Genomic DNA, 26,649 nt, shown 5'->3' on the forward strand with positions numbered 1-26,649 from the left:
GCACCACACCTCCTGGCCCGGCGGCGGCGACGCGTGTTCGGTCGAGGCATGACCACTCCGACCGCTGCCGACCTGACCGCCACCGACCCGACCCGACCGACCACCCGCACCGCGCTCGTCACCGGCTCGACCAGCGGCATCGGCGCCGCGACCGCCCGCGCTCTCGCCCGCGAGGGGTACCGCGTCGTCGTCACCGGACGCGACGTCGACCGCGGCGCCGCCGTGGTCGAGAGCATCGAGCACGACGGCGGTTCCGCCGTCTTCGTCGCCAGTGACCTCACCGCATCGCCGGACGTGATCCGCAGCTTCGCCGCCGACGCCGTCGCCGCTGCGGGCGGACGGCTCGACCTGCTGGTGCACAACGCCGCGGTCTGCATCGTCGAGAACACCGTGACCCTCACCGACGCCCAGCTCGAGACGACCCTCGCCGTCAACGTCCGCGCGCCCCACGTGCTCACCGCCGCCCTCGTCCCCGCGATGGCCGAGAGGGGACACGGCGCCGTCGTGGTCATCGGCTCGTGGATGGCCGAGGTCGGCCACCCGTTCGTCGGCCTGTACGCCGCGAGCAAGGCCGCCGAGCAGGAGCTGGCCCGGTGCTGGGCCGCCGAGTTCGGACCGCGCGGCGTGCGCGTCAACACCGTGGCACCCGGCGCCACCAGCACCCCGATCAACGCCGACGCGGCCGACGCCATGACCGCCCTCACCGTGGGGATCCCGGCCCGTCGCACCGGCACCCCGGACGACATCGCCGCCGCCGTCGTCTGGCTCGCCTCCGACGCGTCGTCCTACGTCCACGGCACCGTGCTCGAGGTCGACGGCGGCATCAACGCCACCCACTCGTCCTGAGTCGCGACGCGCACCGTGCACCCGGCCGGATGCCCTTCGACACCGCTGGGGTCGTCATGACCCCCTCGTGCGTCTGAAGGTGCACAGGGGCGAACACGTCGTCCTGGACGACGCCTGCGCGGGACAGCGCGTCAGAGCGTCGAGGCAGTGCCGGAGAGACGACGTACCGCTGTCAGGACGGTGGATGGTCTCCTGCGTCTCGTGCCGGGTGGCCCGCCCACGACCCGCGGACGTGGCCGATGTGGCGACGCATGAGCCGTTCGCTGCCGCGTCTGTCCCCGGCCTGCACCAACGCCAGCAGGTCGACGTGCTCGTGGGCGCTGGGCGCGAGTTCCCCGGTTGCCGCCAGTGACGCCTGGCCGTAGAGCCGCGACCGGATGCGGAGCGAACGCACGAGATCGACCAGCGCGTGGTTGCCCAGCAGGGCCAGCAGACCCGTGTGGAACTCGAGATCGGCCCGGTTGTGCGTGATGAGGTCGCCTCTGCGCGCAGCCCGCTCGATGAGCACCGTCAGCTTGCGCAAGGCGGCGTGCTCACTCGTGGACAGCCCACGCGCCGCCACACGCCCGACGCTCGGAACCTCGACCAGCAGGCGGAGTTCGGTGAGCTCGTCGAGTTCGGCGTCGCTCAGCGCGACCACCCGGAAACCCTTGTTGGGGACGGCCTCGACCAGGCCTTCCTTCACCATGTCGAGCATGGCCTCGCGGACCGGGGTCGCCGACATGCCGAGCTGCGCGCCGAGGGTGGGCGCCGAGTACACGATCCCGGGGCGCAACTCGCCCGCGACGATCGCAGCCTGCAGGGTGCGGATGGCCTCCTCACGCAGGCTTGGGCGCTGGGCGACGGCGCCCAGGGTCGGCCCGGGGGTGGCGTCGCGTACGGCCATGCGGGTGTGACCTCCGGGCGTCGGTGAGCGGTTGGAGTCTAGGGCTGGGTCGCATCTGACATGTCACACAGCACTGGGTCAGCCCGCGGCGATCGTGACCGTGTGCGTGGTGGTGAAGACGTCGACGGCGGCCTTGCCCTGCTCTTTACCGCCGTAGCCGGACTCCTTGACGCCACCGAACGGCGTCCAGAAGTCGACCCCGGTGGTGGGCGCGTTGACCTTGATCATCCCGGTGGCGAGACGCCCCGTGACGTCGAGCACGGCGGCGAGGTCACGGCCGTACACCGCGCCGACCAGTCCGAACCGCACGGCGTTCGCCCGTTCGACGGCCGCCTCCAACGTCGGGACTGCGGCGACCGTGCAGATCGGCCCGAACACCTCGTCGCACTCGAGCAGGTGGTCGGCCGGCAGACCGTCGACCAGCGTCGGCGCGACGAACCACCCGGCGCCGGCCGGCGCGGTGCCGCCGGTGAGCACCCGGCCCCCACTCGCACGGGCCGACCCGACGGCGTCGAGCACGCGCGTGCGGGCCGCGTCGGTGACGACGGGTCCGACCGCCACGGCCGGCTCGGCCGGGTCGCCGACACCGAGCGCCTCGACCGCCGCCACCAGCGCGTCGGTGAACGCGGTGGCGTCGCCGACGACGATCACCCGCTTGGTGGCGGTGCACTTCTGGCCGGCGAACCCCGCGATCGCAGCGGCGATCGAGGCGGCCGCGACCCGTACGTCGGCGTCCGGCAGGACGATCGCCGGGTTCTGGCCGCCCATCTCCGCCTGCACCCGCACGCCGCGCGAGGTCGCGTCACGCACCACCTGCTGCCCCACCGCGGTCGACCCGGTGAAGGAGACGACGTCGGCCGCACCGGTCACGGCCCGGCCGGTCCCGGTTCCACCCGGCAGCACGGCGAACAGCCCCTCGGGAAGCACGGGCGCGAGCAGTTCGCCGAGGCGCAGCGCGCAGGCGGTCGACTCCTCCGAGGGTTTCAGCAACACCGCGTTGCCGGTCGCGAGCGCGGGGGCCGCCTTCCACAGCGGGATGGCCAAGGGGAAGTTCCACGGGGTGACGAGCCCCGCGACCCCCCGCGGTCGTCGCGTGGTGAACGACAGCGTCGTGCCCGGCGCGCCGAACGTGTCGCCTGACGGGTCGAGGGCCTGCTGGGCGTTGTAGCGCAGGATCGCGACCGACCGGGCGACCTCACCGCGAGCCTCCGTGACCGGCTTGCCGACCTCGCGCACCACGAGGTCGGCGAGTTCGTCCGCGGCATGCTCGACCACGTCTGCGGCGCGGGTGAGCGCCACCGCACGCGGGCCGGGGTCGCGGGCCCAGTCGTGTTGCGCGTCGCGAGCGGTGGCCGCCGCCTTCTCGACGTCGGCGGCGGAGGCGGCGGGGACCGAGACCACGACGTCGTCGGGCCGTTGCGGTGAGGTGGAGGTCAGCACGAGGATCCTCGCGTTCTAGAAGGCGAAACCCGCGGGGAACGGGTCGGTCGGGTCGAGCAGGTACTGGGCGGTGCCGGTGACCCACGCCCGGCCGTTCACGGTCGGCACGACCGCCGGCATCCCGCCCACCGTCGTCTCGCGCACGAGCCGGCCGATGAAGCGGGTGCCGATGAACGACTCGTTGACGAAGTCGGTGTCGAGCGCCAGTTCACCGCGCGCGTGCAGCTGCGCCATGCGCGCACTGGTGCCGGTGCCGCAGGGCGAGCGGTCGAACCAGCCCGGGTGGATCGCCATGGCGTGCCGCGAGTGCGCGGCGGTGGAGCCGGGAGCCGTGAAGTACACGTGGTGCAGGCCGCCGATCTCGGGTGAGGTCGGGTGCACCGGCCGGTCGGACGCGTTGACGGCCTCCATGATCGCGAGGCCCGCCTGCAGGATGGGTCCCTGGTGGGTACGGTCGAAGGGCACGCCGACGCGGTCGAGGTCGACCACCGCGTAGAAGTTGCCGCCGAACGCCAGGTCGTAGCCGACCTCGCCGCCGAGCGCGGGCACGTCGACGGTGAGGTCGAGGCCCACGCTGAACGACGGCACGTTCTCGATCGTCACCGACCGGGCCGCGCCGTCCTCGACCTGCACCGCGGCCGTCACCGGGCCCGCCGGGGTGTCGAGCCGGATCGTCGTGACCGGTTCCACGACCGGGACCATGCCCGTCTCGACCAACACCGTCGCCACCCCGATCGTGCCGTGACCACACATCGGCAGGCAGCCGGAGACCTCGATGTACACGACGCCCCAGTCGCAGTCCTCGCGTGTCGAGGGCTGCAGGATCGCACCCGACATGGCGGAGTGCCCGCGCGGCTCGAACATCAACAGGGTGCGCAGGTCGTCCATCTCGGCCATGAAGTGCAGGCGCTTCTCGGCCATCGTGGCGCCGGGGATGACGCCGACCCCTCCGACGACCACCCGGGTCGGCATCCCCTCGGTGTGGGAGTCGACCGCGTGCAGCGTGCGGACGGAACGCACGGCTACTTCAGGCCCGCGGCGAGTGCCTTCTCGGTGGCGTCGCGGACCACCGCGACGTCCGCCTCGGAGAGCGGGCCGCGTGGCGGCTGGCACCGTCCGCCGTCGAGTGCGTCCGGGACGATGTCCATCGACAACTTGATGGCCTGCACGAACTCGGTCTTGCTGTCCCACCGCAGCAACGGGTGCAGGGTGCGGTAGAGCGGCAGCGCGGTGGTCAGGTCACCGGCGCTCGCCGCGGTGAACAGCTCGACACACGCCTCCGGGAACGCGTTGGGGTAACCCGAGACCCATCCCGGCGAGCCCGCGAGCGCGAGTTCGAGCACGACGTCGTCGCTGCCGGCGAGGACGTCGAGACCCGGCACCAACTCGCTGATCTCGTAGTAGCGACGCACGTCGCCCGAGAACTCCTTGACGGCCACGATGAGCCCCTCGCCGTACAGCTCGGCGAGCAGGTCCGGGACGAGGTCGACCTTGGTGTCGTAGGGGTTGTTGTAGGCCACCACCGGCACCCCGGCCTCGGCCACGATGCGGTAGTGCTCGACGACGTCGCGCCGGTTCGCGCGGTAGGCGTTCGGGGGCAGCAGCATCACGGCACCGCAGCCCGCGGCTCCCGCGGCCTCGGCGTGGCGACGGGCCTGCTTCGCGCCGTAGGCGGCGACACCCGGCATGACCGAGAAGCCCTCGGGTGCGGCGTCGACGGCGGTCTGCACCACGGCGTAGCGCTGGTCGTCGGTGAGCTGCTGGTACTCACCGAGCGAGCCGTTCGGGGTGACACCGTGGCACCCGTGGTCGGCGAGCCAGGCGACGTGACGGGCGTAGCCGTCCAGGTCGGGGGTGTCGTCGTCGTTCCACGGCAGGGCGGTGGCGACGAGAACTCCGTGCCAGGGCTTGCGGTCCATGCTTGTCCTCCTGGGTGAGGTGGTCAGGCGTCGCCGCTGGCGACGAGGCCGAGTGGGACCGGGACGGCGACCGGGCGGTCGGCTCCCGCGGCGGGATCGCGCGCCGCACCGGTGCGGCGCGCGGTGAGGCAGTCGGTGGCGAACGCGCACTCGCGGCCCTGGCACCAGCCCATGCCGGAGCGCGAGAGCAGCTTGACGGTGCGGGTGTCCCGTGCGCCGAGGTCGATCGCGGCGTCGACATCGGCCACGGTCACCTCCTCACACCGGCACACCACGGTGGCGGGTGTGAGCTGTGAGAGCCACACCTCGGGCACCGGGTACACGGCGTGCAGCGCAGTGGCGAACCGTTGCAGGCGGTCACGATCGCGACGGGCGGAGCTGAGGTCGACGCGGCCGAGCGCTCCCGCCGCCCGTCCGGCCGACGTGCCTGCCACGGTGCCCTCGGCGACGGCCAGCTGAGCGCCGCCCACGCCGGTGGTCTCTCCGGCTGCGAACACCCGCCCGACGGACGTGCGCTGGTCACCGTCGGTCGTGACCGCGACCCCGCCGTCAGCGGTCGGGCGCAGCTCGCACCCCGCCTGCCGCGGCAGTTCGGCCTGCACGGTGAACCCGTGCCCGACAGCGAGCACGTCGACCTCGATGCGGCGGCGGGTGCGGTCGACGACCTGACCCGACCGGTCGACCCGGGCGACGGTGACCGCCTGGACCCGGTCGGCTCCGTGCGCCGCGAGCACGACCGAGCGGTGGTGGACGGGCACACGGTGACGGGCCAGCGTGGCGGCGTAGCCGGCGGCTTCGCGGATCTTCGGGATCTGCGAGGCCACGGCCGGCAGGTGCCGCAGCCAGCCCGCCGGGTGGTTGGCCTCGTGCACGCCGACCACCCGCGCGCCGCGGGCGGCGAGGCCGGTGGCCACGGGGAGCAGGAACGGCCCGGTGCCCGCGACGAGCACCCGCGGCCCGACGGCGACCCCGCTGCCCTTCAGCAGCGACTGCGCGCCGCCCACGGTGAGGACACCAGGCAGGTCCCAGCCGGGGAACGGCACCTGTCGGTCGAAGGCACCGACCGCGATCACGAGGCGGTCGGAGACGACGGTGCGCTCCCGGCGGGAGAGGGGGTCGCTGGAGTCGACGGCGTGCACGGTGCAACGGTCGTCGTCGACCACGAGGTGCCAGACCTGGTGGCGGGCGAGGTGGCGGATGGTGCCGCTGACGACGTGCCGTGCGAACGCCTGCTCGAGCCGCTCGAAGACCTCGACGTCGTGGTGGAGGTCGGCGTCGACGCGCAGACCGTCCGGGCCGTGGCGCCAGTACTGTCCGCCCACCCGGGGTGCGGCGTCGACCACCGCGACCGTGGCTCCGGCGTCGGCGGCTGCGACCGCCGCGGCGAGCCCGGCCGGTCCGGCCCCCACGACGGTGACGGCGGCGGCGAGCGTCAGCGGCTCAGACGGCGAGGTCATCGTGACCGGCTCCGTCCTGGGTGGCGACGACGGCGCCGGCGGTGGCCGGGGCGAGACAGGCCCGCTGGTCGGGGCGGCCGTCGACGACCACCAGGCAGTCGAAGCACACGCCGATGCCGCAGAAGACGCCGCGCGGCTTCCCGCCGAACCGGGTGGTGCGCCAGCTGTAGGTCCCCGCGGCGACGAGCGCGGCGGCGACCGTCTGACCGTCGGTGAACGGGATGGTCCGGCCGTCGAAGTCGAAGGTCGTCACGCGGCGATCCCCACGAAACGGCTCGGCGTGAACGGCTCGGGGTCGATCGCCGTGGGCGTCCCGCTGATCAGCTGCGCGATCAGCTCACCGGTGGCCGGAGCGAGCCCGATGCCCGCGCCCTCGTGGCCGCAGGCGTGCCAGAGCCCGGTGACGCGCGGGTCGGCGCCGACGACCGGGAGGTGGTCGGGGCAGTAGGGCCGGAACCCGCCGTAGACCCGTAGCAGGTCGACGGTGGCGAGCACCGGGAACAAGGCGACGGCGTGGGCCGCCAGCCGCCGGACCACCGGCACCGACACCTGCTTGTCGAATCCCACCCGCTCGCGGCTGGCGCCGATGAGCACGGTGCCGCCCTTCGTCCCCTCGACCACCGGCGACGTCTCGAGCCCGGCGTTGTCGGAGGCGACGTTCTCGACGTAGTCGGCCGAGTACACCTTGTGCCGCACCACGCGGGGCAACGGCTGGGTCACCAGCACGAAGCCCCGGCGCGGGAGCACCGGAACCGGCGCCCCGAACCGCTCGGACACCTCGCCGCCCCAGGTCCCGGCGGCGTTGACGACGTGGTCGGCCGGGATCGTCCCGGACGTCGTGGTCACACCGGTGACGGCTCCGTGCTCGACGCGCAGTCCGGTGACCTCCTCACCCAGCCGCAGGTCGGCGCCGTGTTCGACGGCGTCGGCCACGAGCGTGGCGGCCGCCTTCGCGGGCTGCACCTGCAGGTCGCCGGGGTAGAAGGCCCCGCCCGCGAGATCGCGGGCCAGGTGCGGTTCGGCCTCGTGCAGGGCGGCGGCGTCCAGCGGCTCGCTCGTCACGCCGGCCGCCGCCTGCGCCCCGGCGAAGTCACGCAGGGCGGCGAGGGCGGCGGGCGTGCGCGCAACGACGACGCCGCCCTTGCGCTCGAGTTCGAGACGTTCGGCACCGAGGGAGTCGCCGAGTTGCTGCCACAGCCGCAGGGACCGCAACGCCATGGCGAGTTCCGGGCCCGCAGCCTTGTCCGACACGAGCAGGTTGCCCTCGCCCGCACCGGTGGTGCCGGCAGCGACCGCCCGGCGGTCGACGATCGTGACGTCCAGGCCCGCGTGAGCGGCGTAGCGGGCGCACGCGGAACCCACGACGCCCGCGCCCACGACCACCACCCGAGTCACGTCAGTACTATGTCACACATCATCGAATCGGCCCAGAGCTCGAGCCGTGACGACGTCCAACGCACCGGTCGGGTGATAGAGCCGAGCCGCTGCCAACCGGCCTCCGGCCAGCCGCACCACCGACACCCCGGCCACGTCCAGCGGCACCACTCCCGGCTCGGACGGCGTTCCGACCATCCGCCACTCGACGGTGGCGACGTCGCCGACCTCGATACCGTCGACGAATTCGCGGTGGTAGTCGGGATACAGCCGCAGCAGCTCCGTCTGCACGGCGCGGTCCTCCTCGATCGATGCGACGGACGCCCGCCCGTTCACCAGGACCTCCAGCCCTGGGTCGAGGTAGCGCGCCGCGGTGTCGTGGTCGCCCGCGTTCGACGCGTCGTTGTAGGCCTTCCAGACGGCCAACGGGTTGCTGCTCACGTGTTCCCTCTCTCCGTCGTGTTCGATGACGCTGCTGTGTGACATGGCACCATGAGGCTCGGCCGGAGCACCGACACCGGCGAGGACGGATGGACGAGATGAGCACGACCGACCTGGCCTGGGGCGCGATCGTCCTGCCCGACCGGCACCCGCCCGCCGAGTTCCTCGCCGACGTCCGCGCCGTCGAGCAGGCTGGCGCCCGCACGGTGTGGACCTACGACCACCTGCTGTGGCCGCAACTGGGCGACGGTCCCTGGTACGGCTGCGTCCCCCTGCTCGCGGCCGCCGCCACCGTGACCGAGCGGGTGCGCCTCGGCACCCAGGTCGCCACCCCGAACTACCGCCACCCCGTGCCGTTCGCCAAGGAGCTCGTCACCCTCGACCAGCTCAGTGACGGCCGGTTGGAGGTCGGGCTCGGCGCGGGGGTCGAGGGCCCCGACGCCGCGGTGCTGGGCGATCCGCCCCGCACGCGCCGGGAACGCACCGACCGTTTCGCCGAGTGGATCGCACTGCTCGACCGGTTGCTGCGCGAACCCGTGGTGACCGTGCGGGGCGAGCGGTTCAGCGCCGTCGACGCCCACCAGCTGCCCGGGTGCGTCCAGGACCCGCGGGTGCCGTTCACGGTCGCGGCCACCGGCCCGCGGGCGCTGGCTCTCGCGGCACGGTTCGGCCAGGCCTGGGTGACGTACGGCCCGTACGGCGCCCAGGTCGACGCCGAGACCTGGTTCGCCGCCCTCGCCGAGCAGGCGGCGAAGCTCGACGAGGCCGCGCAGGTGGCGGGCCGTGACCCCCGCGAACTGCGCCGCGTCGCCCAGTTCGCCCTCGACGTGCAGTGGCCGTTCGAGAGCGCGGACCGCTACACCGACACCGCGGAACGGCTGCGTGAGCTCGGGTTCGACGAGGTCACCGTGCACTGGTCACGTCCCGACGGCCGAGGGCTCCCCGTCCCCGCCCAGGAGTACCTCGCCGGGTGACGGTCAGCGGACCGTTCCGGCCTGCACGACGGCGCGGGCGCCGTCCCACAGGACCGAGGGGTCGGTGAACGGGTCACCGTCGACCACCAGCAGGTCGGCCACACACCCGGGCCGGATCCGGCCGAGGTCCGGGCGGCGGATGAGGTCGGCGTTGACCGACGTCGCCGAGCGCAGCGTCGAGGCCACGCCCGCGACCTCGACCTGCAGACGCAGACCCTGCAACTGCTCACCCTCGAGGATCCCCATGAGGTCGGTACCGAAGCCGACCCGCACGCCGGACGCGTGGGCGATCTCGACCGCCTTGCGCCCGGCCTCGAGCACCTCCTGGTTCTTGCGTTGGGACACCGCAGCCATCCCCACCTCGCCGCCCCGGCGGTCCATCGCGTCGTAGGCGGCGAGCGTCGGCACGAGGAAGGCCCCGGCCTCGGCCATGAGGTCGGCGGTCTCGACGTCGAGCAGGTTGCCGTGCTCGATCGACAGCACCCCGCCCTCGACCGCGTGCCGGATCGCCTCGGGCGAGTACGCGTGCGCCGCGACGTAGCTGCCACGGCGGGTCGCCTCGTCGCACACGGCGCGGATCTCCTCCGCGGAGTACTGCGGGATCCGGATCGGGTCGGTCAGCGACACCACCCCGCCCGACGCCATGATCTTGATGGCGTGGGCGCCACGGCGGAACCGGTCGCGGACCGCCACGCGCAGCGCGTCGACCCCGTCCACGACCTCGGAGACGTGACTGTTGCAGCCACACACATCGGTGTCGACGGCCCGGACGTCGCCGTGGCCGCCGGTCTGACTCAACGCCGCCCCGGTCCACAGGTACCGCGGCGACGGCAGGAGCCCCTCCGCGATGGCCCGGGTGATGCCGGCGTCGCCGCCGGACGGGTCACGCACGGTGGTGAAGCCGCGCTCCAGCGCGCCGACCAACCGCTTCGCCGCCACGAGCGCGACGTAGCTCAGCGGGACCGACTCCATCTCGAGCATGTCCAGGCTGAAACCGTAGGCGTGGCAGTGGGCGTCGATGAGGCCCGGCAGCACGGTGCGGCCCGTCACGTCGAGCACCCGGTCGGCGTCCGGCGCGGGCGCACCCGGCTCCAGCACCGACACGATCACGCCGTCCTCGACGTGGACGGTCGCGGGCACCGCTGCGTCCAACAGGCCGTCGAACACCGACCCGCCGACGAGGGTCAGGCTGCTCACGCCGGCACGCTCCGCCGCTCGTCCGTCGCGGTCTGGTCGACCGTGAAGGTGCCGGGGTCGACCACGACGCCGTAGCGCTGCGCGGCGGCGTCGACCGACACGAAGCCGTTGCGCACGTCGGCCGCCACGCGGGCCGGATCGCGCTCGAACGGGTTGCCGTATCCCCCGCCGCCACCGGTGTTGTTGACCAGCACGTCGCCGGTGTCGAGGTGGTTGTAACTGCCACCCTGGACGACCTCGTGGTCCGTGCCGGGGTTGAGGACGATGTGGTTGTTGTCGCCCTCGCCGCCGCCACCGATCGACCACGGCTTGGTCTTGGTCTTGTAGACGATGCAGATGCCGGTCGACGGCGCGGTGAACCGGTAGGACCGACCGACGCCGACACCGCCACGGTGTCGGCCCGCGCCGCCGGTGTCCGGCCGGTAGCCGTAGGACTCGATGAACATCGGTGACTTGGTCTCCAGGACCTCGACCGGGTTGTTGCGGCACCCCGGCTCGCTGATGTGCATGATCCCGTCGGCGCCGTCCCCTCCCGCGTGCCCACCGAACCCGACGGCCTCGTTGGTGGCCTCGAGCCACGCCTCGCCGTTGCGCGGGTTGACGCCCAGACCCATCATCGAGCAGACGTCGCCCCCGGAGCTCGCCGGCACCAGTTCGGGCATGCCCTGCGCGAGGGCCTTGAGGATGACCTCGCCCGCGAGCAGACCCGTCCACAGTGTGAACGTGGGCATCGGCGGGACGGCGTGCATCACCGACCCCGGCACGGTGACCACGCGCATCGGCGCGAAGTTCCCCGCGACCACGGGGGTGTCGGGGGTCGTCATCGACTTGAAGATCAGCGAGCACAGGGCTTCCGTGCCGCCCCGCGGCATGTTGATCGGGCCGCGCACCTCGGTCTCGCTGCCGGTCCAGTCGATCACCATCTCCTCGTCGGTGACGGTGACGGTGACGTTCATCCGGACCAACCGGTCGAGGTCGACACCGTCGTTGTCGACGAAGTCGTGCGCCGTCCACGTGCCCTTCGGCAGCTTCGCCAGCGCGAGCCGGGCGAGCTTCTCGCCGTGCTCGTTGATGGCGGCCATGGCGTCGACGAGGCCGTCCACGCCGTACTTCTCGGCGATCTCGCGCGTGCGCTGCACGCCGCTGAAGCAGGCCGACACCTGCGCCTGGATGTCGCCGATCGTCCGCTCCGGCATGCGGCTGTTGAAGCGGATGACGTTGAAGATGTCCTCGTTGGCGACGCCCTCGCGGTAGAGCTTGCTGGCGGGGAAGAAGATCCCCTCCTGCGACATGTCGGTGGAGTCCAGGACGTAGCCCGGGTCCTTCTGCTTGAGGTCGAGGACGTGGATGCGGCAGGAGGCGTACCCGACCAGCCGACCGTCCGCGTGGATCGGCGCGAACACCAGCGGGTCCAGCGTGTGCGCGCTCGACCAGTACGGGTAGTTGAGCAGGATCACGTCGCCGGGCAGGAGGTTGTCGGCGCCGATGAACTCGACGGCCCGTTTGATGCCGTGGTCGTTGCCGCGGGTGAAGATCGCGATGCCCGGCGCGTCGGCGACCACGTCCCCGTGCACGTCGTGGATGCCGATGCCGTAATCGTGGATCTCGTAGACCACGGTGTTGTACGCGGTCCGGCACAGGTTGCGGGCCATCTCCTCGGCGGCGGCGAGCAGCGCGTGGCGGATGACCTCGGTGGTGATGGAGTCGTTCACGGTCCCTGTTCCTCTCAGCGTCCGACAGCGATGACGAGCTCGCCGAAGCGGCCGACCCGCAGCGCGTCGCCGGCGTGGATGACGGTGGTGGCGGTGTGCTCGGAGATGACGGCGGGACCGGCGATCTCGTCGCCGGCACCGAGGGTCTCGCGGGTGTGGAGCGCGTACGGCACGGCCGGCTGCTCCGCCGACACGTAGACGTCGCGGGTGCCCTCCGCCACGAGGGCGCCACCGCTGCGCGGCGCGAGCTCCGGCAGGGTCGGCTTGTCGACCAGGCCGCTCGCCCGCAGCCGCATGGTGGTGACCTCGATCGGGTCGTCCATCACGTGGCCGTACTGGCGTTCGTGCAGTTCGGCGAAGGCTTTCGCGACCTCTCCCGCGACGTCGCCGGTGTCCGGTACGGGCACCGTGACCGAGTGCTCCTGACCCGCGTAGCGGACGTCGACGCTGCGGCTGAGCACCTGCTCCTGCTCGCCGAAGCCCTCGGACCCGAGTACCGCCCGCGCCTCCTCAGTCATCGCGCCGTAGCTCGTCGACAGGATCGACTCGTCGAGATCGGCGAGCGGCATGACGGCCGTGCGGGCGAAGTCGTGCTGGACGTCGGCCATGAGCATGCCGAACGCGGAGAACGCACCCTGCCCCGGCGGCACGATCACGGTCGGGATCCCGAGTTCGTGCGCGACGTCGACCGCGACCAGCCCACCGCCACCGCCGAACGACAGCAGCGCGAAGTCCTTCGGGTCGCGGCCGACCTCGACCGTGATCGCGCGGACCGCGCCCATGATCTTGGTGGTCGAGATGCGGACCATGCCGCGGGCGAGGGCCAGGTGGTCCATACCGAGCGCCTCGGCGATGGGCTCGAGGGCGCGCTGCGCGAGTCCCTCGTCGAGGGTGAGCCGACCGCCGAGCGGTGTGCCGCCACCGAGGTACCCGAGCGCGAGCGCCGCATCCGTGAACGTCGGCTGGGTCCCGCCGCGGCCGTAGGAGGCGGGGCCGGGCGCTGCGCCCGCGCTCTGGGGGCCGACCTGCAGGGCACCGGCGCCGTCGAGCCAGCCGATGGAACCGCCGCCCGCGCCGATGGTGTGGATGTACAGCGACGGCGTGTTGATCGGCAGGCCCTCGAACTCCGCGCCCTGGTGCAGCACCGGTTCTCCGTCGACGACCAACGAGGCGTCGAGGCTGGTGCCACCCATGTCGATGGTGATGAGGTTCGGCTCGCCCACCAGGTGGCTGAACGCCGCCGCACCGATCACGCCGCCGGCGGGGCCGGAGAGGATGAGGCTCACCGGTTGCTCGCGGGCCGCGGTCGCGGTCATCGCGCCGCCGCCGGAGCGGGTCATGAGGAACCGGCCGCCGAAGCCGTTGCCGTCGAGTTCGCCCGCGAGGGTCTCGAGGTAACGACGCACGATCGGCTTGACGTAGGCGTCGAGCACCGCGGTGCTCGTGCGCTCGTACTCGCGGTACTCGCGCGACAACTCGTGCGACACCGTCACGACGACGTCGGGTGCGACCTCCGCCAACACCTGACGCATCTGCAGTTCGTGCTCGGGGTTCGCGTAGCTGTGCAGGAACGCGACCGCGACCGAGTCGTAGCCGCGCTCGGCGACGGTGGCGGCGACGGCCCGCGCGGCGTCGAGGTCGAGCGGGAGGTGTTCGGTGCCGTCGAACAGGCTGCGCTCGGGCACCTCGAAGGTGTCGTACCGCTCGAGCAGCGCCGTCGGCGGCCGGTACGTGATGTCGAAGTTCACCCGGCGGTCGGTGCGGCCCAGCAGGTAGACGTCGCGGAAGCCCTGCGTGCCGATCACCGCGGTACGCGCGCCGGTGCGGGTCAGCAACGCGTTGAGGCCGAGCGTCGTGCCGTGGGTGAAGATCGAGATGTCGGACAACCCGGCGTGGATGACCCCGAACGCGTCCATCACGCCCTGGGTCGGGGCCGCGGGCGTGGTCGGGACCTTGTCGAAGCGCAACTCCCCCGTCTCGGGTGAGAGTTCGACGACGTCGGTGAACGTGCCGCCGACGTCGATCGCGACACGGCTGGAACTCGGCATGGGACGGCCTCTCGGATCGTGGGTGCGCCGAGTCGCGGGGATGCAGCGACGACGGCACGAGCTGGCGGGTGCGGCGTGGAACGCGCAGGTACCCGGGTGTCCCGCGGCGCCACGACGGCGCCGGCACGAGTGACGAGCGAAGACCTCTCACGCCGGGTTGGCACGGCGGAGGACCTCGACGGTGGCACACCGCCTCGACGGGTGTCAACCGTGCTCCGGGCTCCGCACGGACACCCCGGACGCCCGGTTCCGGCGCGTGCCACGGCCGTGCACAGTGCGCCGCCGGGCGGGTGTGCGGGGCGCACACACCCGGCCGTCACCCCGGGTTCAGAGTTCCGACACCTCGACCACCGACGCACCTGGGAGATGACCGTGATCCGCAGTGTTCTCCGCCTCCACGCCGCGCCCGGACGGGCCGACGCGGTCGCGGAGTTCTACGCGGACGAAGCGATCCTCGACCGGGCGCGTGCCTTCGCGGGCTGCCGCGACGCTGCTCTCCTGCGAGGCACCGGTGACGACGCCGCCACGTACCTGGTCATCGCGGACTGGGACGCGGCACAGGACTACCAGCGGTGGGTCTCCGACCCGTGGCGAGCGGACGTGTCCCGCCGTCTCGCCGACCTGCTGGACACCGAGCACGACGAACCCGCGGTTGGCAACGTGTTCGAGTTCGTCCCCGCCCGGTGACCCCCCGTGACCATTCCCGCCCCACCCCAGGAGGAGCAGTAGTGAAGCGAACCACGCGGATCGTCGCGGCGGCCGGGGCGAGCGTCGTGCTCGCCGTGACCGTTGCAGCGTGCAGCAAACCGTCCAGCGGCGGCTCGTCGTCGGCGTCCACCGTGTCCGAGGACCAGAAGATCGCGATCGGCTACTTCGGCTTCGCGAAGGCGAACTCGTTCGCGCAGGCCGGTTTCGCCGGCGTCGAGGAGTACGCGAAGTCCCACAACGCGACCGCGGAGTTCCTCGACTCCAACTTCGACGGCCCGACCCAGGTCAACCAGCTGCAGGACGCCATCACGTCGAAGCGGTTCCAGGTCGCGATCATCCAGGCGAACGACGGCACCGCGATGGTGAACCCGGTCAAGCAGGCGATCGCCGCCGGCATCACCGTCGTCGTGCAGTTCACGCCGATCGGCGGCAAGTACGACACGATCGACCCGCAGGTCGACGGCACGATCAACCTCATCGACCCGCCGACGGTCAACGGTGCGGGCCTCGCCAAGATGGCGCTCGACGCCTGCGCCGGCAAGAGCCCCTGCAAGGTCGCGTACCTGCAGGGCTTCGCCAACTACCCGCTGGACGCCGCGCGCACGGACGCCGCCGTGGCGGCCCTCAAGGCCGGCGGCGCCGACGTCATCAGCAACCTGGTCGGCGGCTACACGCAGGACAGCGGCCGCACCGCGATGCAGAACCTGCTGCAGTCCGACCCCGACGTCAACGTCGTGATCGGGTCCTCGCAGGCCATCGAGGGCGCCGCTCCGCTCGCCGCGGGCAAGAACATCCAGTTCGTCGGCAACGGCGGCTCGACCCAGGCGTACGAAGCCGTGCAGAAGGGTGAGTGGTTCGGCACCTACGCCTTGCCCGAGAAGGACGAGGGCGCGAAGGCGGCCGAGCTCGGCATCGACAAGGCGCGCGGTGGGGACGTCCCGGACGCGCAGAGCTCCTGCGACGTGCTGACGAAGTTCCAGTGCCTCGGTACGAAGGAGACTCTGCAGGGCCTCACCGGCACGTACTCGGACTGATCCCACCGCCGGTCGGTCGGTCGGTCGGGTGGGAGCGGCGCCGCTGCCACCCGATCGGCCGACCGGCCGGTGTACCGCACGACAGGAGTCCGCGTGATCAGCACGACGAAGGAGCCGACCGCCGTCCGGGCGCCGCACATCGCGGTCCGGGGCGTCGGCAAGAGCTACAGCGGGGTGTCGGTGCTGCGCGACGTCGACCTCGACGTCGCGCCCGGCGAGGTGCACAGCCTGGTGGGCGAGAACGGCGCCGGGAAGAGCACCCTGCTGAAGATCCTGGGCGGCGCGATCCGCGCCGACACCGGGTCCATCTCCTTCGACGGCGAACCCGTCGCGATCGGCAGTCCACGTGACGCCATCGCCCACGGCGTCAGCCTCATCTCCCAGGAGGGTGCGCTCGTCCCCGCGCTCACCGTGCTGGAGAACGTCTTCCTCGCCCGCTGGTCGCAGAAGGTCGGGTTCCGCCGGGCGCGCACGGACCGGGCCCGCTTCGACGAACTCATCGAGCTCACCGGGTTCGACGTCGACCCCCGTGCGCGGGTCGACACCCTCCCGATCGGCGCCCAGCAGCAGGTCGAGATCCTGCGCTCCCTCGCGCGTGGTGCCCGGGTCCTCGCCCTCGACGAACCGACCGCGGTGCTCGCCGAGCACGAGAAGGAGAACCTGCTCGAGCTCATCCGCACCCTCGCGGGCCGCGGCACGACCGTGCTGCTGGTGTCGCACTTCCTCGACGAGGTGCTCGCGGTGGCCGACCGGGTCACGGTGCTGCGCGACGGAGGCCTCGTCCTCACCGCCGACGCCGCGGACCTGACCGCCGGCACGCTCGTGCGGCACATGGTGGGGCGCGAGATCGACGTCCTCTACCCCGAACCGGAACCCGTGCCGGCCGACGCTCCGGTGCGCCTCGCCGCCCACGGTCTCGGCCGGGGGATGGTCCACGACGTCGACCTCGAGGTCCGCGCCGGCGAGATCCTCGGCATCGCCGGGCTGGTCGGGAGCGGACGCAGCGAGACGCTGCGGCTGCTGTTCGGTGCCGACCGTCCCACCGCGGGCGTGGTCGAGGTCGACGGCGCCGCGCTGCGCCACACCCCGCGCAGCGGGATGGCCGCGGGCGTCGCCCTGGTGCCGGAGTCCCGCAAGGAGCAGGGCCTGGTGATGAGCAGTTCGGTACGCGACAACGTCGCGCTGGCCTCACTCGGCGGGCGACGCGTCGGGCCGTTCGTGCGTCGGCCCGCCGAGCGCGCCGCCGTGGCGACCGCGTCGAAGTCCGTCGACATCCGGGCGGCGGATCCCGGTGCGCCGATCGAGACGCTCTCCGGTGGCAACCAGCAGAAAGCCCTGTTCGCGAAGTGGTTGCTACGTTCGCCGCAGGTGCTGCTCATCGACGAACCGACCCGTGGCGTCGACGTTGCCGCCAAGGCCCAGATCCACCAGCTCGTCATCGACCTCGCGGCGAGCGGCATGGCCGTCGTCTGCGTGTCGTCGGAGATCGAGGAGCTGCTCGGCCTCTCCCACCGCGTGCTCGTGCTGCGTCACGGCCGCATCGTCGGGGACTACCCGCGGGGCACCGCGCGTGAGGTCGTCATCGCCAGCGCGTTCGGAGACGAAGGAGAAACAGCGTGAGTGTCGAGACCGCCCCCGACCCGGGGGTCACCGTGAACGCCACCGCCAAGACCTCGGGCGGACGCGCGTTCCGCGCGCGTGACTACGGCATCCTCGTGGCGCTGGTGGTCATCGTGGTCGCGTTGTCACTGAGCACCGACACGTTCCTGACGTCGTCGAATCTGATCAACCTGCTGGACCAGTGCGCGGTGGTCGGGTTGCTCGCCGCCGGCGCGACCATCTGCATCATCAGCGGCGTGTTCGACCTGACGGCGAGCGCGACCCTCGCGCTGTCGGCGATCATCGGCACCCAGGTCGTGCGTGCGGCCGGGGTACCGGTGGGGTTCGCCGCCGCCGTGGCCGCCGGGGGCGTGCTCGGTTTCATCACGGGCACGATCGTCGTGCGCAGCGGTGTCAACTCGTTCATCGCCACCCTCGCCACCAGCATCATCTACCGCGGCCTGGCCGTGGTGGTCACCGGCGGCGCGATCATCTACCCGCTCGCGTCCCAGTCCGAGGACTTCAACATCCTGACCTGGCCGTCGCTCTTCAGCCTGACGTCCGCGACCGTGCTGTTCATCGTCGTGGTCGTCATCGTCGGCGTCGTCGTCGCGGCCACCACGTTCGGCCGGCGGGTCTACGCCGTCGGCGGCAACGCCGAGGCGGCGCGGCTCTCCGGCATCCGGGTCGGGTCGATCCACGTCTCGGTCTACGTCATCAGCGGCATCTGCTCCGCCCTCGCCGGGCTGATCCTCGCCTCGCGGGCCGGGTCGGCCCAGTCGAGCATGGCCACCGGCCTGGAACTGTCCGCGATCGCCGCCGCGGTCATCGGCGGCACCAGCATCCTGGGCGGCGAGGGCGCGATCTGGCGTGGTGTCGTCGGCGCCCTGCTGCTGACCCTCATCGGCAACGGCTTCAACCTGCTCGGCTGGGACACCACGTACCAGCAGGTGGTCCAGGGCGTCCTCATCCTGTTCGCCGTCGCGCTCGACCGGTGGCTGCGCCGGCGCACCAGGTAGCAGGCGCGGCGTCGCCCTCCGGGACAATCGGTTGCTGTGGCGCGCGACGACGGACACCGCAGCACCGCGGGCATGGTCCTCCGCCCGACCGGCGCCGCCGCGGTCGTCGTCCGTGACGACGGTGAGGTGGTCCCCGTCACGGTGACCCGGGGAGATGCGACCGATCCCGGGCCGGTGTTCTCGGCGATCGCCGCCACGAGCCCTGACCCGGTCGACGCCGTCACCGTCGACGTCTCCGACGTGCTGCTGGACGCCGTCGTCCATGACCACCCCGAGGTGCCCCGCATGGCGGTCGTGCGGATCGTGCCGCGACCTGCGGTCGAACCGGCGCTGACGCGCTCACCTGCGGAACTCATCGAGCGGCTGGTCGCGAGCCGGTTCACCGTCGCCGGCGGCCACGACCTGCTGGGGCGCGAACTGCGTCCGCTCGACCGCGACGACGTGCGACGCCTGTGCGACGCGCTGCGGCGTGACGGCACGCGCCACGTCGCGGTCGTCGCCGCGGGCTCCCAGGCCCGACCGCAGCACGAACGGGCCGTCGCCGACGCCGTGCAGGCCGCGGTGCCCGGCTGCTCCATCGCGGTCGCCAGCGAGTTCGGCGGTCAGGGCCTGGTGGCCCGGGAGGCGAGTTCCGTCCTCGACGGCGCGCTGCGGCCGCTCGCCGCGGCGCTGCTCGCCCGGTGCTCGGCGGCGCTGGAGCGGCACCTGCCGGGGACGGCGCTGCGGGTCGCACGTGGCGACGGCGGTCACGCGGCGCCGGCGCGTGCCGAGGTGCTGCCGGTCACCGTGCTCGGCGCGACCGACGCGCTCGAGTTGCGCGGCGCGGCCCACCTCGCCGGTTGCACCGATGCACGGATCGTGCTCCACCGGCCGGACGGCCCGGTCGCGGGCGAGGTCCGCCGGGGGCAGGCCGTGGTCCGCACCGCGCAGCTCGTCCGCATCGGCACCGAGGTCGTCGTGCCGACCGCGGTGCTGGCACCACACACCGCGGTCGGCGAACCACCCGACGGCACGGTGGTCGCCCACGACGAGCCCGCCCTCCTCGCCGGCGTCGGTGCCGCCACCAGCCGGCCGACGTCGTGGCTGGACGAGGTGGCGGTCATCGAGTCCGAACACGAACTCGAGCGGGTGCGGCGCGACAGCGAGGAGCGCGCTGTCGCGTTCGCCACCGCCAACGGCGCGGCGCCGGGCAGCGCACGCGTCGTCGAACTGTCGATCGTGGCCGTCCCCTACAGCCCGGCGGGCACGGTGCGGGTGCGGATCCGGGTGGCGGGCGACCCCGACACCGCGACCGTGCGCGTGGCGTCGTGAGCACCGCGACCGCGGCCGCTCCGGGGTACGTCGGCGCTGTCGCACGCATCCGCGCCGAGGACGTCACCGCCCTGTTCGAGGGCGCGAAGTTCTACTCCCCCGCCGTCGGCGACGCGAACCGGACCTCGCTCACCACCTGGCTCGCCGACCTGCTCGACCGCAACGGGCCGGTGGTGCTGGCCCGCGCCGAGGCGCTCCCACCTGCCACCCCGGCCATCTCGCTCTGCGTCATCGGTTCCGGCTCGTCACTGGCCGACCTGCCTCCGGCGGGCGACGAGTTCGCACTCGCCGTCGAGCGGGTCGCTCGCCTGCAGCACGTGCGGTTCGGAGCCGTCTACCCGCTGGCCGCAGCCACGATCAGCTCGTTCGCGCCGGTGATCGCCGCCTCCCAGCTCGGTGTGCCGTTGGTCGACGCCGACGGCATGGGCCGGACGTTCGCACTCATCCACCACACCGCCATGCACCTGGCGGGCGTGTCGGTGACTCCGCTCGTGGCCCAGGGAGCCACCGGTGAGAGCGTGCTGGTCGACGTGCTGGCGGGCCCGCGGGCGGACCGGGTGCTGCGCACCAACGTCGACACCCTCGGTGGGTGGGCGGCGCTCGCGGCCTACCCCACCACCGCCGGCACGCTGCGGCACGCGGCCCTGCCCGGCACCATGTCGCGGCTGCTCAACGTCGGCCGCATGCTGCTGGCCCGCACCGACCCCGACGTGCTGGTGCAGCGGCTCGCCTCGATCACCGGGTGCCGCCGCATCGGCCGGGGCCGGATCACCGAACTGGAGCACCTGAGCCGCCCCACCGACGTCACCATCCCGGCCCATCCCTCGAGCGTCGTGGTCGAGGAGCAGGACGGCCGCCGGCGGCAGCTGCGGATGGAACTGCGCAGTGAGGTGGTCGCGGTCTTCGCCGACGGCGAGCTCGTGGCGGCCGCGCCCGACGTCATCAACCTCGTCGACGTCTCCCGGGGCGAGCTCGCCACGCTCGACAGCCTCGAACCCGGCGACGTGGTCGACGTGCTCATGACACCCGCGGACGCCGTCTGGTACTCCGCCGAGGGTCTCGCGATGGTCGGGCCGCACTCCCACGGCATCCCGCTGGACCACCCGAGGCGACGGTGAGCACGCGGCGCCCCGTGCACCCGGTCACGGTCTCGGAACTGTTGCGCATCGACCCGCTGCGCGCGGCCGAGGTCGCCCACCTGCCCGACCCGTCACGGCAGGTCGAGCGGGTCATCCTGGCCGAGACCGTCGACCGGCTGCGGACCACCACCCCCCACGCGTTGCTGGTGTTGCACGCCGAGGCCGCCACCGGTGGCTGGTCACTGGCGGCGGCGCTGCACCTCGCGTGGGAGCGCAACGTGTCCGCCGTCGTGGTGTCGCGGCGGGTGGCATCGGTGTCCAGTACGACGCTCGCGCAACGGTTGCACATGGCACTGATCCTGGTCGACGAGGACCCCGTCGACCTCGCGCTGGTGCTCGCGGGCCACGTGAACGCCCCCGCCGCCGCGCGGGCCATGCGCCAGGCGCAGACCGCCGAGCGGCTGGCGGAACAGTCGAGCCTGCGGGGAATCCTCGGCGTGCTCAACACCGAACTGGCGCCGGTACCGGTCGCGCTCGAGGTGGGCGGCACGGTGTCGGCGGGGCGCGCCGCGGCCGTCACCGACCGCGCCGACGTCGAACAGGTGACCGTGCCCGTCGAGGGCCCGGGCGACCGCAGCTGGGGTCGGCTGGTGGCCGCGGTGCCGTCGGGCGGCCGGGGGGACGGCGAGCAGGTGGCGGCGGTGTTACGGCTCGCGCGTCCGGCGCTGCTCGCGGCCTGGGCGCAGTCGCGGCTGGACTCCGCGGCGTCCGTGGCGCGGGAACAGGCGGCCTTCTCGCTGCTGCGGCGGCTGAGCCAGGAACCGCCGCCGCCCACCGACACCGAGCCGGTCGCGCCCGTGGTGGAGGTGCCGGCGTGGAGCGCCGACCTGGGTTGGCGGGTCGAGGGCCTGAACCGGGCGGTGTGGATCGCGCCGCTGCGACCCGCCGACGAGGTACCCGAGGAGCTCACACACCTGCTGCGGGCGGCGTGGCAGCGTGGTCGCCCGGACTGGCCGCTCATCCCACAGGGCGACGGCTGGACGTCCTGGTACAGCGCGAAGGACGCCGACGACGTCGGCCCGCTGCGCCGGTCGCTCGCCGCGTTCGCCGACACCGCGGCCTCGCACCGGTTGGTGGCCGGTGTCGGCCGCGGGCACGAGGGCGTGCCGGGGCTCATGCGGTCGGTGACCGAGGCGCGCCTCGCCGCGCACGTCGCGCGCGAGGCGGGCGCGGGCGCCGTGCAGTGGTTCGACGAGGTCGGGGCGGCGGCGGCGTTGGCCTGGCTCCCGCTCGGCGAGATCGCCGAGGTGGCGGAGCTGTGCCTCACCGACCTGGTCACCGCCCGCGACCGGGAAGCCCTGGTCGGCACGGTGCTCGCGGTGCTGGACTGTGGCGGGTCACTGAGCCAGGCGTCCGCGCGGCTGGGCGTGCACCGCAACACCGTCCTCGCCCGGCTCGTCCGCGCCCGGCAGCTCGGCCTGGTCTACGACGACCCCACTCAGCGCCTGGCGTTGCACGTGTTGTGCCACGCCCTCGCGACCTTGTGGGACGCCGTGCCCGCCCCGGCCGCCGACGACCCCGCCGTCTGACCCCGCGCTCCCGCCGCCCCCACTCCCCCATCCGGCGAGTGGCCAGTTCACCCCTCGAGTGGTCAGGAAAAGCTGGCCACTCACGGGGTTTCCTGCCCACTCGCCAGATTCGGGGGTCAGGGCGTCGGGGGGGGTCAGGGGCTCGGGGCCCGCCACGCCTGGGGCGCTCCTACTCCTCGCCGATGCCGTAGCGGGTGAGCGCGGTCTGGGCGGTGATGTTGCGGTCGAGCACGTCGGCCCGGACGTCGGCCGCGTCACGCTCGGTGGCGTCGCCGAACCCGCCGCCGCCGCCGGTCGCGCAGCGGACGACGTCGCCCTTGCGGATCTTCATGCCGTTGACCTTGAGCAGGCGCTGCTCGTCGTCGCGTCCGGGGTTGACGACGACCTCCGGGCCGAGCGCGTCCTCGCCGCCGAACAGGCCCCACGCGGGCTGCCGCGACCGCTCGAACCACAGCGAGACCGTCATGTCCGTCTGCGCCTCATACTGCCGCACCACACCGTTGCCGCCGCGCCACGTCCCGGCGCCGCCGGAGTCGGGGCGGATGCGGTACTCGGTGATCCGCCACGGGTAGCGGGTCTCGTGCACCTCGATCGGGATGTCCTTCAGCGAACCGTTGACGTTGTTGATCAACGCGCTCTCGCCGTCGGATCCGCGCCACGCCCCCCAGCCCCCGACCGTGGCCTCGAGGCTCACGAACTCCCGGTTGACCCGGGGGTCCGTGCCGGCGGTGAGGATGATCATCGAGTCGCCGTGGCTGGCGCCGGCGACCTGCTCGGGCATCGCCGGCGCGAGGGCCCGCGCCACCATGTCGATCAGCAGGCCGAGGTGGGAGAAGTACCACTGGCACGCCGCGGGAGCGACCGCGCCGAGGACGGACCCCTTGCGGACCTGGGTGGTCATCGACCGGAACGAGCCGCCGTTGCCGGGCAGGTCCGGGCTCACCAGCAGCTTGTAACCCACGCGCAGCGCCGACACCGCCTGCGAGACACCGCAGTTGACCGGACCGACGGTCTGGTCGGCCGATTCGGTGACGTCGAAGTCGATGTCCTCGCCGGACACGGTGATCTTGAGCCGGATCGGCACCGGGGTGTCGAGGTCGATGCCGTCGTTGTCGAGCACGCCCTCGGCGCTGTAGACGCCGTCGGGGATCTCGGCGATGACGGCCCGTTCGAGCCGCTCGGTCTGCAGGAAGATCTCGTCGCGCGCGGCCTCCAGGGTCGGCAGACCGAACCGTTGAACCAGTTCCTGCAGGCGCTTCTCACCCATGGTGATGCAGGCGATCATCGCGTGCATGTCACCCGTGGTCGGGTAGGGGAAACGCACGTTGGTGGCGATGGTCCCGGTGACGGCCACCTCCTCGACCCCGCCCGCGACGAGCTTCTGCGGACCGAGCCGCAGGCCCTCCTGGAAGATCACGGTGGAGTCCATCGACCCGCCCGGGTCCTTGCTGCCCACGTCGATCCAGTGCGCCCGTGAGGCCGTGAAGCCGACCAGTTCCTCACCCACGAACACCGGCCCGAAGATGGTCACGTCGTTGAGGTGCGTGCCACCCAGGTAGCTGTCGTTGAGGATCCAGACGTCGCCGGGCTGCCACACCTCGCGGCCGAACTGCTCCTCGGTGGCGAGCGTGCAGGTCTCGAGGTTGCCCAGGAAGATCGGCAACCCCGCGGACTGGCCGAGCACCTGGTGCTGCGCGTCGAGCAACGCGACCACACAGTCGCCGCACTCGTAGATGATGGGCGTGTAGGCCGAACGGATGAGGGTCGCGTTCATGTCGTCCGCGGCGGCGTTGAGCGCGTTGCGGATGATCTCGACGGTGACCGGGTCGATGGCGACGGTGGCGGTCATGCCTGCTCCTTGCCTCGGATGACGAGCGAGCCGATCGGGTCGACAGTGACGGTGTAGCCGGGCGGCACCACCGTCGTCGCCGTCGCTTCGTTGACGACGGCCGGGCCGTCGAAGTGGTGGCCCACGAACAGGTCGTCGCGGTGGACCACGATCGCGTCCGCGGCCTGGCCGTCGAACACGACCTGCCGCACCTCGTGGGTGAACTCGTCCGACGTCTTCGTCGGCCACTCCTGCGGGGCGGGGCGGCCGAGGTCGCCGAACGCGGCGGTCCGCAGCGTCACGAACTCGATCGGCGCGCCGAGGTTCGCGTGGCCGTAGCGGGCCTCGTGCAGATCGGCGAAGCGCTGCGCGACGATCTTGACGAAGTCGGGGTGGGACGGCTCGGCGGCGTCCGCGAGCGGGACCGTGAGCGTGTACTCCTGCGCGGCGTAGCGGATGTCGACGGCGTGCTCGGCCGACCGGCTCTCCTCGCCGACGCCCTCGTGGGCGAGCGACGCGAGGCCCTCGGACTCCATCCGCTGCAGCGCGGCCGACATCGCCTCGCCGTCGAGGTCGACGTCGAGGAAGAAGTAGGGCTCGGTGTAGTCCTGCCGGATCCGCGTCTGCAACATCCCCCACGCGCTGAACGCGCCCGGGAAGCGCGGCACGATCGTCTCGGCGATGCCGAGTTCGCGGGCGAGGAACACCGCGTGCATGGGGCCGGCGCCGCCGAAGGCCACCAGCGCCGAGTCCCGCGGCTCGATGCCGCGCGAGACGGTGATGGTGCGGATGGCCTGCGCCATCTTGGAGTTCGCGACGTCGCAGATGCCCTCGGCCATCTCGACCGTCGACAACCCGAAGTCCTCGGCGATGTCGGCGACGGCGGTGGTGGCGGCGTCGACGTCGAGGGTCATCTGACCGCCGGCGAAACCCTCAGGGTCGATCCGGCGCAGGACCAGGTTGGCGTCGGTGACGGTGGGTTCGGTGCCGCCGCGGCCGTAGCAGGCGGGGCCCGGGTTGGCGCCCGCCGAACGCGGACCGACCCGCAGGCCGCCGACCTCGGACCAGGCGACAGAACCACCGCCCGCGCCCACGGTGTGGATGTTGACGACGCTCATGAGCATCGGCAGGCCCTCGAGCGCGGCCTCGGCCGAGACGTCGGGTTCGCCGTCGACCACGAGGGAGACGTCGAACGACGTTCCGCCCATGTCGACACCGATGAGGTGCGGACGGTCGGTCTGCCGGGAGAGTTCCGCGCAGGCGATGGCCCCGCCGACCGGTCCGGACAGCAGGGTCTGCAACGGCCGCTTGCGGGCGGAGTCGGCGGTGAGGATGCCGCCCGAGGACTGCATGACGTGCAGCGGCACGGTCATCCCGCCGGCCTCGAGGCGTTCCTCGAGGTCGAGCAGGTACCGCCGGACGATCGGGCCGGTGTAGGCCTCGACGACGGCCGATGAGGTGCGCTCGTACTCGCGCCACTCCTTGGCCGCCTCGTGCGAGGCCGACACGGTGAAGTCCGGGCCCAGTTCCTCGAGCAGGATCTCCCGGGCGCGCAGTTCGTGACCCGGGTTCTTGTAGCTGAACAGGAACGCGACGGCGACGGCGCCCAGCCCGCGTTCCCTCGCCGTGGCCGCGGCGGCGCGGACCGCGTCCTCGTCCAGAGGGGTCAGTTCGGTCCCGTCCGCAGCGATGCGACCACCGATGCCGATGACGTCACGGCGCGGGACCAGCGGTGTGGGCTTGCGGTAGTGCAGGTCGTACAACCGCGTCCGCGGGCCGCGCGCGATGTGGTAACTGTCCTCCACGCCCGCGGTGGCGAGCAGCAGCACGGGGACGCCGCGGCGTTCGAGGAACGCGTTGAGGCCCTGCGTCGTGCCGTGCACGAGGAAGTCGATGTCGGCGGGGGTGTCGACGACCTGGTCGAGGCCCGCGAGCACGCCCTCCGACAGGTTGCCCGGCGTGGTCGACGCCTTGCTGGCGGCGAACGTGCCGCTGGCGTCGTCGTAGGTGACGACGTCGGTGAACGTGCCACCGATGTCCATCGCTACCCGGTGTCTCGTCATGGGTTGTCTCCTCACACGTTGGAACGCTGCGGGGAAGTTAGGGCGCACCGGACGAAGCGACCTGTGCGCGCGGCACAACCCGGCCGCGGGGCCTGCGTGCGACGCGCACGGTCGCGCCCCGATCG

22 protein-coding genes are annotated in these 26,649 nt (G+C 72.6%); 9 read left to right on the plus strand and 13 right to left on the minus strand.

What is annotated here, in order from left to right; genetic code table 11:
• Positions 1-48 precede the first annotated feature (48 nt).
• Positions 49-846 (plus strand): SDR family NAD(P)-dependent oxidoreductase, encoded by a 798-nt coding sequence (locus ACXR2U_RS02650; RefSeq protein ID WP_458823372.1) that lies wholly within the window; start codon positions 49-51, stop codon positions 844-846.
• A gap of 172 nt (positions 847-1,018) precedes the next feature.
• Here the strand turns inward: ACXR2U_RS02650 and ACXR2U_RS02655 are convergent, their stop codons facing one another.
• The 8 genes from ACXR2U_RS02655 to ACXR2U_RS02690 all read right to left on the minus strand — a co-directional run bounded on the left by ACXR2U_RS02655 (position 1,019) and on the right by ACXR2U_RS02690 (position 8,363).
• Positions 1,019-1,732, minus strand: a complete 714-nt coding sequence (locus ACXR2U_RS02655; RefSeq protein WP_458823373.1) for a GntR family transcriptional regulator — start codon at positions 1,730-1,732, stop codon at positions 1,019-1,021.
• A 78-nt stretch (positions 1,733-1,810) separates the two neighbouring features.
• Positions 1,811-3,172, minus strand: a complete 1,362-nt coding sequence (locus tag ACXR2U_RS02660; RefSeq protein WP_458823374.1) for an aldehyde dehydrogenase family protein — start codon at positions 3,170-3,172, stop codon at positions 1,811-1,813.
• Between the two features lie 15 nt (positions 3,173-3,187).
• On the minus strand, positions 3,188-4,192 hold the full coding sequence (locus ACXR2U_RS02665; protein ID WP_458823375.1) for a proline racemase family protein: 1,005 nt from the start codon (positions 4,190-4,192) through the stop codon (positions 3,188-3,190).
• 2 nt (positions 4,193-4,194) lie between these two features.
• Positions 4,195-5,091: a dihydrodipicolinate synthase family protein gene (locus tag ACXR2U_RS02670; RefSeq protein WP_458823376.1), complete on the minus strand. Its 897-nt coding sequence runs from the start codon at positions 5,089-5,091 to the stop codon at positions 4,195-4,197.
• Positions 5,092-5,114: 23 nt separating this feature from the next.
• The gene (locus tag ACXR2U_RS02675) at positions 5,115-6,548 is read right to left on the minus strand and encodes an FAD/NAD(P)-dependent oxidoreductase (protein WP_458823377.1); all 1,434 of its coding nucleotides are present in this window, start codon (positions 6,546-6,548) and stop codon (positions 5,115-5,117) included.
• Positions 6,532-6,801: a (2Fe-2S)-binding protein gene (locus ACXR2U_RS02680; protein ID WP_458823378.1), complete on the minus strand. Its 270-nt coding sequence runs from the start codon at positions 6,799-6,801 to the stop codon at positions 6,532-6,534. Before ACXR2U_RS02680 ends, ACXR2U_RS02675 begins: the two co-directional genes overlap by 17 nt.
• The gene (locus ACXR2U_RS02685; RefSeq protein WP_458823379.1) at positions 6,798-7,943 is read right to left on the minus strand and encodes an NAD(P)/FAD-dependent oxidoreductase; all 1,146 of its coding nucleotides are present in this window, start codon (positions 7,941-7,943) and stop codon (positions 6,798-6,800) included. The genes ACXR2U_RS02680 and ACXR2U_RS02685 overlap by 4 nt, the downstream gene beginning before the upstream one ends.
• 12 nt (positions 7,944-7,955) lie before the next feature.
• The gene (locus ACXR2U_RS02690) at positions 7,956-8,363 is read right to left on the minus strand and encodes a nuclear transport factor 2 family protein (RefSeq protein ID WP_458823380.1); all 408 of its coding nucleotides are present in this window, start codon (positions 8,361-8,363) and stop codon (positions 7,956-7,958) included.
• 98 nt (positions 8,364-8,461) lie between these two features.
• Between ACXR2U_RS02690 and ACXR2U_RS02695 the strand changes: the two genes are divergently transcribed.
• The gene (locus ACXR2U_RS02695) at positions 8,462-9,337 is read left to right on the plus strand and encodes an LLM class flavin-dependent oxidoreductase (protein ID WP_458823381.1); all 876 of its coding nucleotides are present in this window, start codon (positions 8,462-8,464) and stop codon (positions 9,335-9,337) included.
• Between the two features lie 3 nt (positions 9,338-9,340).
• Here the strand turns inward: ACXR2U_RS02695 and ACXR2U_RS02700 are convergent, their stop codons facing one another.
• The 3 genes from ACXR2U_RS02700 to ACXR2U_RS02710 are packed head-to-tail and all read right to left on the minus strand — an operon-like array spanning position 9,341 to position 14,294.
• On the minus strand, positions 9,341-10,534 hold the full coding sequence (locus ACXR2U_RS02700) for a metal-dependent hydrolase family protein (RefSeq protein WP_458823382.1): 1,194 nt from the start codon (positions 10,532-10,534) through the stop codon (positions 9,341-9,343).
• On the minus strand, positions 10,531-12,246 hold the full coding sequence (locus tag ACXR2U_RS02705) for a hydantoinase B/oxoprolinase family protein (protein WP_458823383.1): 1,716 nt from the start codon (positions 12,244-12,246) through the stop codon (positions 10,531-10,533). The genes ACXR2U_RS02700 and ACXR2U_RS02705 overlap by 4 nt, the downstream gene beginning before the upstream one ends.
• 14 nt (positions 12,247-12,260) lie before the next feature.
• Positions 12,261-14,294, minus strand: coding sequence for a hydantoinase/oxoprolinase family protein (locus tag ACXR2U_RS02710; RefSeq protein ID WP_458823384.1), 2,034 nt, complete (start codon positions 14,292-14,294; stop codon positions 12,261-12,263).
• Between the two features lie 366 nt (positions 14,295-14,660).
• On the opposite strand from ACXR2U_RS02710, the gene ACXR2U_RS02715 reads away from it, so the two are divergent.
• The 7 genes from ACXR2U_RS02715 (at position 14,661) to ACXR2U_RS02745 (ending at position 22,633) form a co-directional block, all read left to right on the plus strand.
• Positions 14,661-14,981 (plus strand): putative quinol monooxygenase, encoded by a 321-nt coding sequence (locus ACXR2U_RS02715; RefSeq protein WP_458823385.1) that lies wholly within the window; start codon positions 14,661-14,663, stop codon positions 14,979-14,981.
• 41 nt (positions 14,982-15,022) lie between these two features.
• The gene (locus tag ACXR2U_RS02720) at positions 15,023-16,036 is read left to right on the plus strand and encodes a sugar ABC transporter substrate-binding protein (protein WP_458823386.1); all 1,014 of its coding nucleotides are present in this window, start codon (positions 15,023-15,025) and stop codon (positions 16,034-16,036) included.
• A gap of 93 nt (positions 16,037-16,129) precedes the next feature.
• On the plus strand, positions 16,130-17,656 hold the full coding sequence (locus tag ACXR2U_RS02725; RefSeq protein WP_458823387.1) for a sugar ABC transporter ATP-binding protein: 1,527 nt from the start codon (positions 16,130-16,132) through the stop codon (positions 17,654-17,656).
• A complete protein-coding gene (locus ACXR2U_RS02730; RefSeq protein ID WP_458823388.1) occupies positions 17,653-18,654 on the plus strand; it encodes an ABC transporter permease in 1,002 nt (333 codons plus the stop codon). Before ACXR2U_RS02725 ends, ACXR2U_RS02730 begins: the two co-directional genes overlap by 4 nt.
• A 36-nt stretch (positions 18,655-18,690) precedes the next feature.
• Positions 18,691-19,965: a hydantoinase/oxoprolinase N-terminal domain-containing protein gene (locus tag ACXR2U_RS02735; protein WP_458823389.1), complete on the plus strand. Its 1,275-nt coding sequence runs from the start codon at positions 18,691-18,693 to the stop codon at positions 19,963-19,965.
• Entirely contained in the window at positions 19,962-21,083 is a 1,122-nt protein-coding gene (locus ACXR2U_RS02740; protein WP_458823390.1) for an S-methyl thiohydantoin desulfurase domain-containing protein, read from the plus strand. The genes ACXR2U_RS02735 and ACXR2U_RS02740 overlap by 4 nt, the downstream gene beginning before the upstream one ends.
• Complete coding sequence (locus ACXR2U_RS02745; protein WP_458823391.1) at positions 21,080-22,633, plus strand: PucR family transcriptional regulator; 1,554 nt, start codon at positions 21,080-21,082, stop codon at positions 22,631-22,633. The genes ACXR2U_RS02740 and ACXR2U_RS02745 overlap by 4 nt, the downstream gene beginning before the upstream one ends.
• Before the next feature lie 169 nt (positions 22,634-22,802).
• Here the strand turns inward: ACXR2U_RS02745 and ACXR2U_RS02750 are convergent, their stop codons facing one another.
• Complete coding sequence (locus ACXR2U_RS02750; protein WP_458823392.1) at positions 22,803-24,482, minus strand: hydantoinase B/oxoprolinase family protein; 1,680 nt, start codon at positions 24,480-24,482, stop codon at positions 22,803-22,805.
• Positions 24,479-26,524 (minus strand): hydantoinase/oxoprolinase family protein, encoded by a 2,046-nt coding sequence (locus ACXR2U_RS02755; RefSeq protein ID WP_458823393.1) that lies wholly within the window; start codon positions 26,522-26,524, stop codon positions 24,479-24,481. The genes ACXR2U_RS02750 and ACXR2U_RS02755 overlap by 4 nt, the downstream gene beginning before the upstream one ends.
• Between the last annotated feature and the right edge of the window lie 125 nt (positions 26,525-26,649).

Source organism: Jatrophihabitans sp. YIM 134969, from assembly GCF_054456675.1.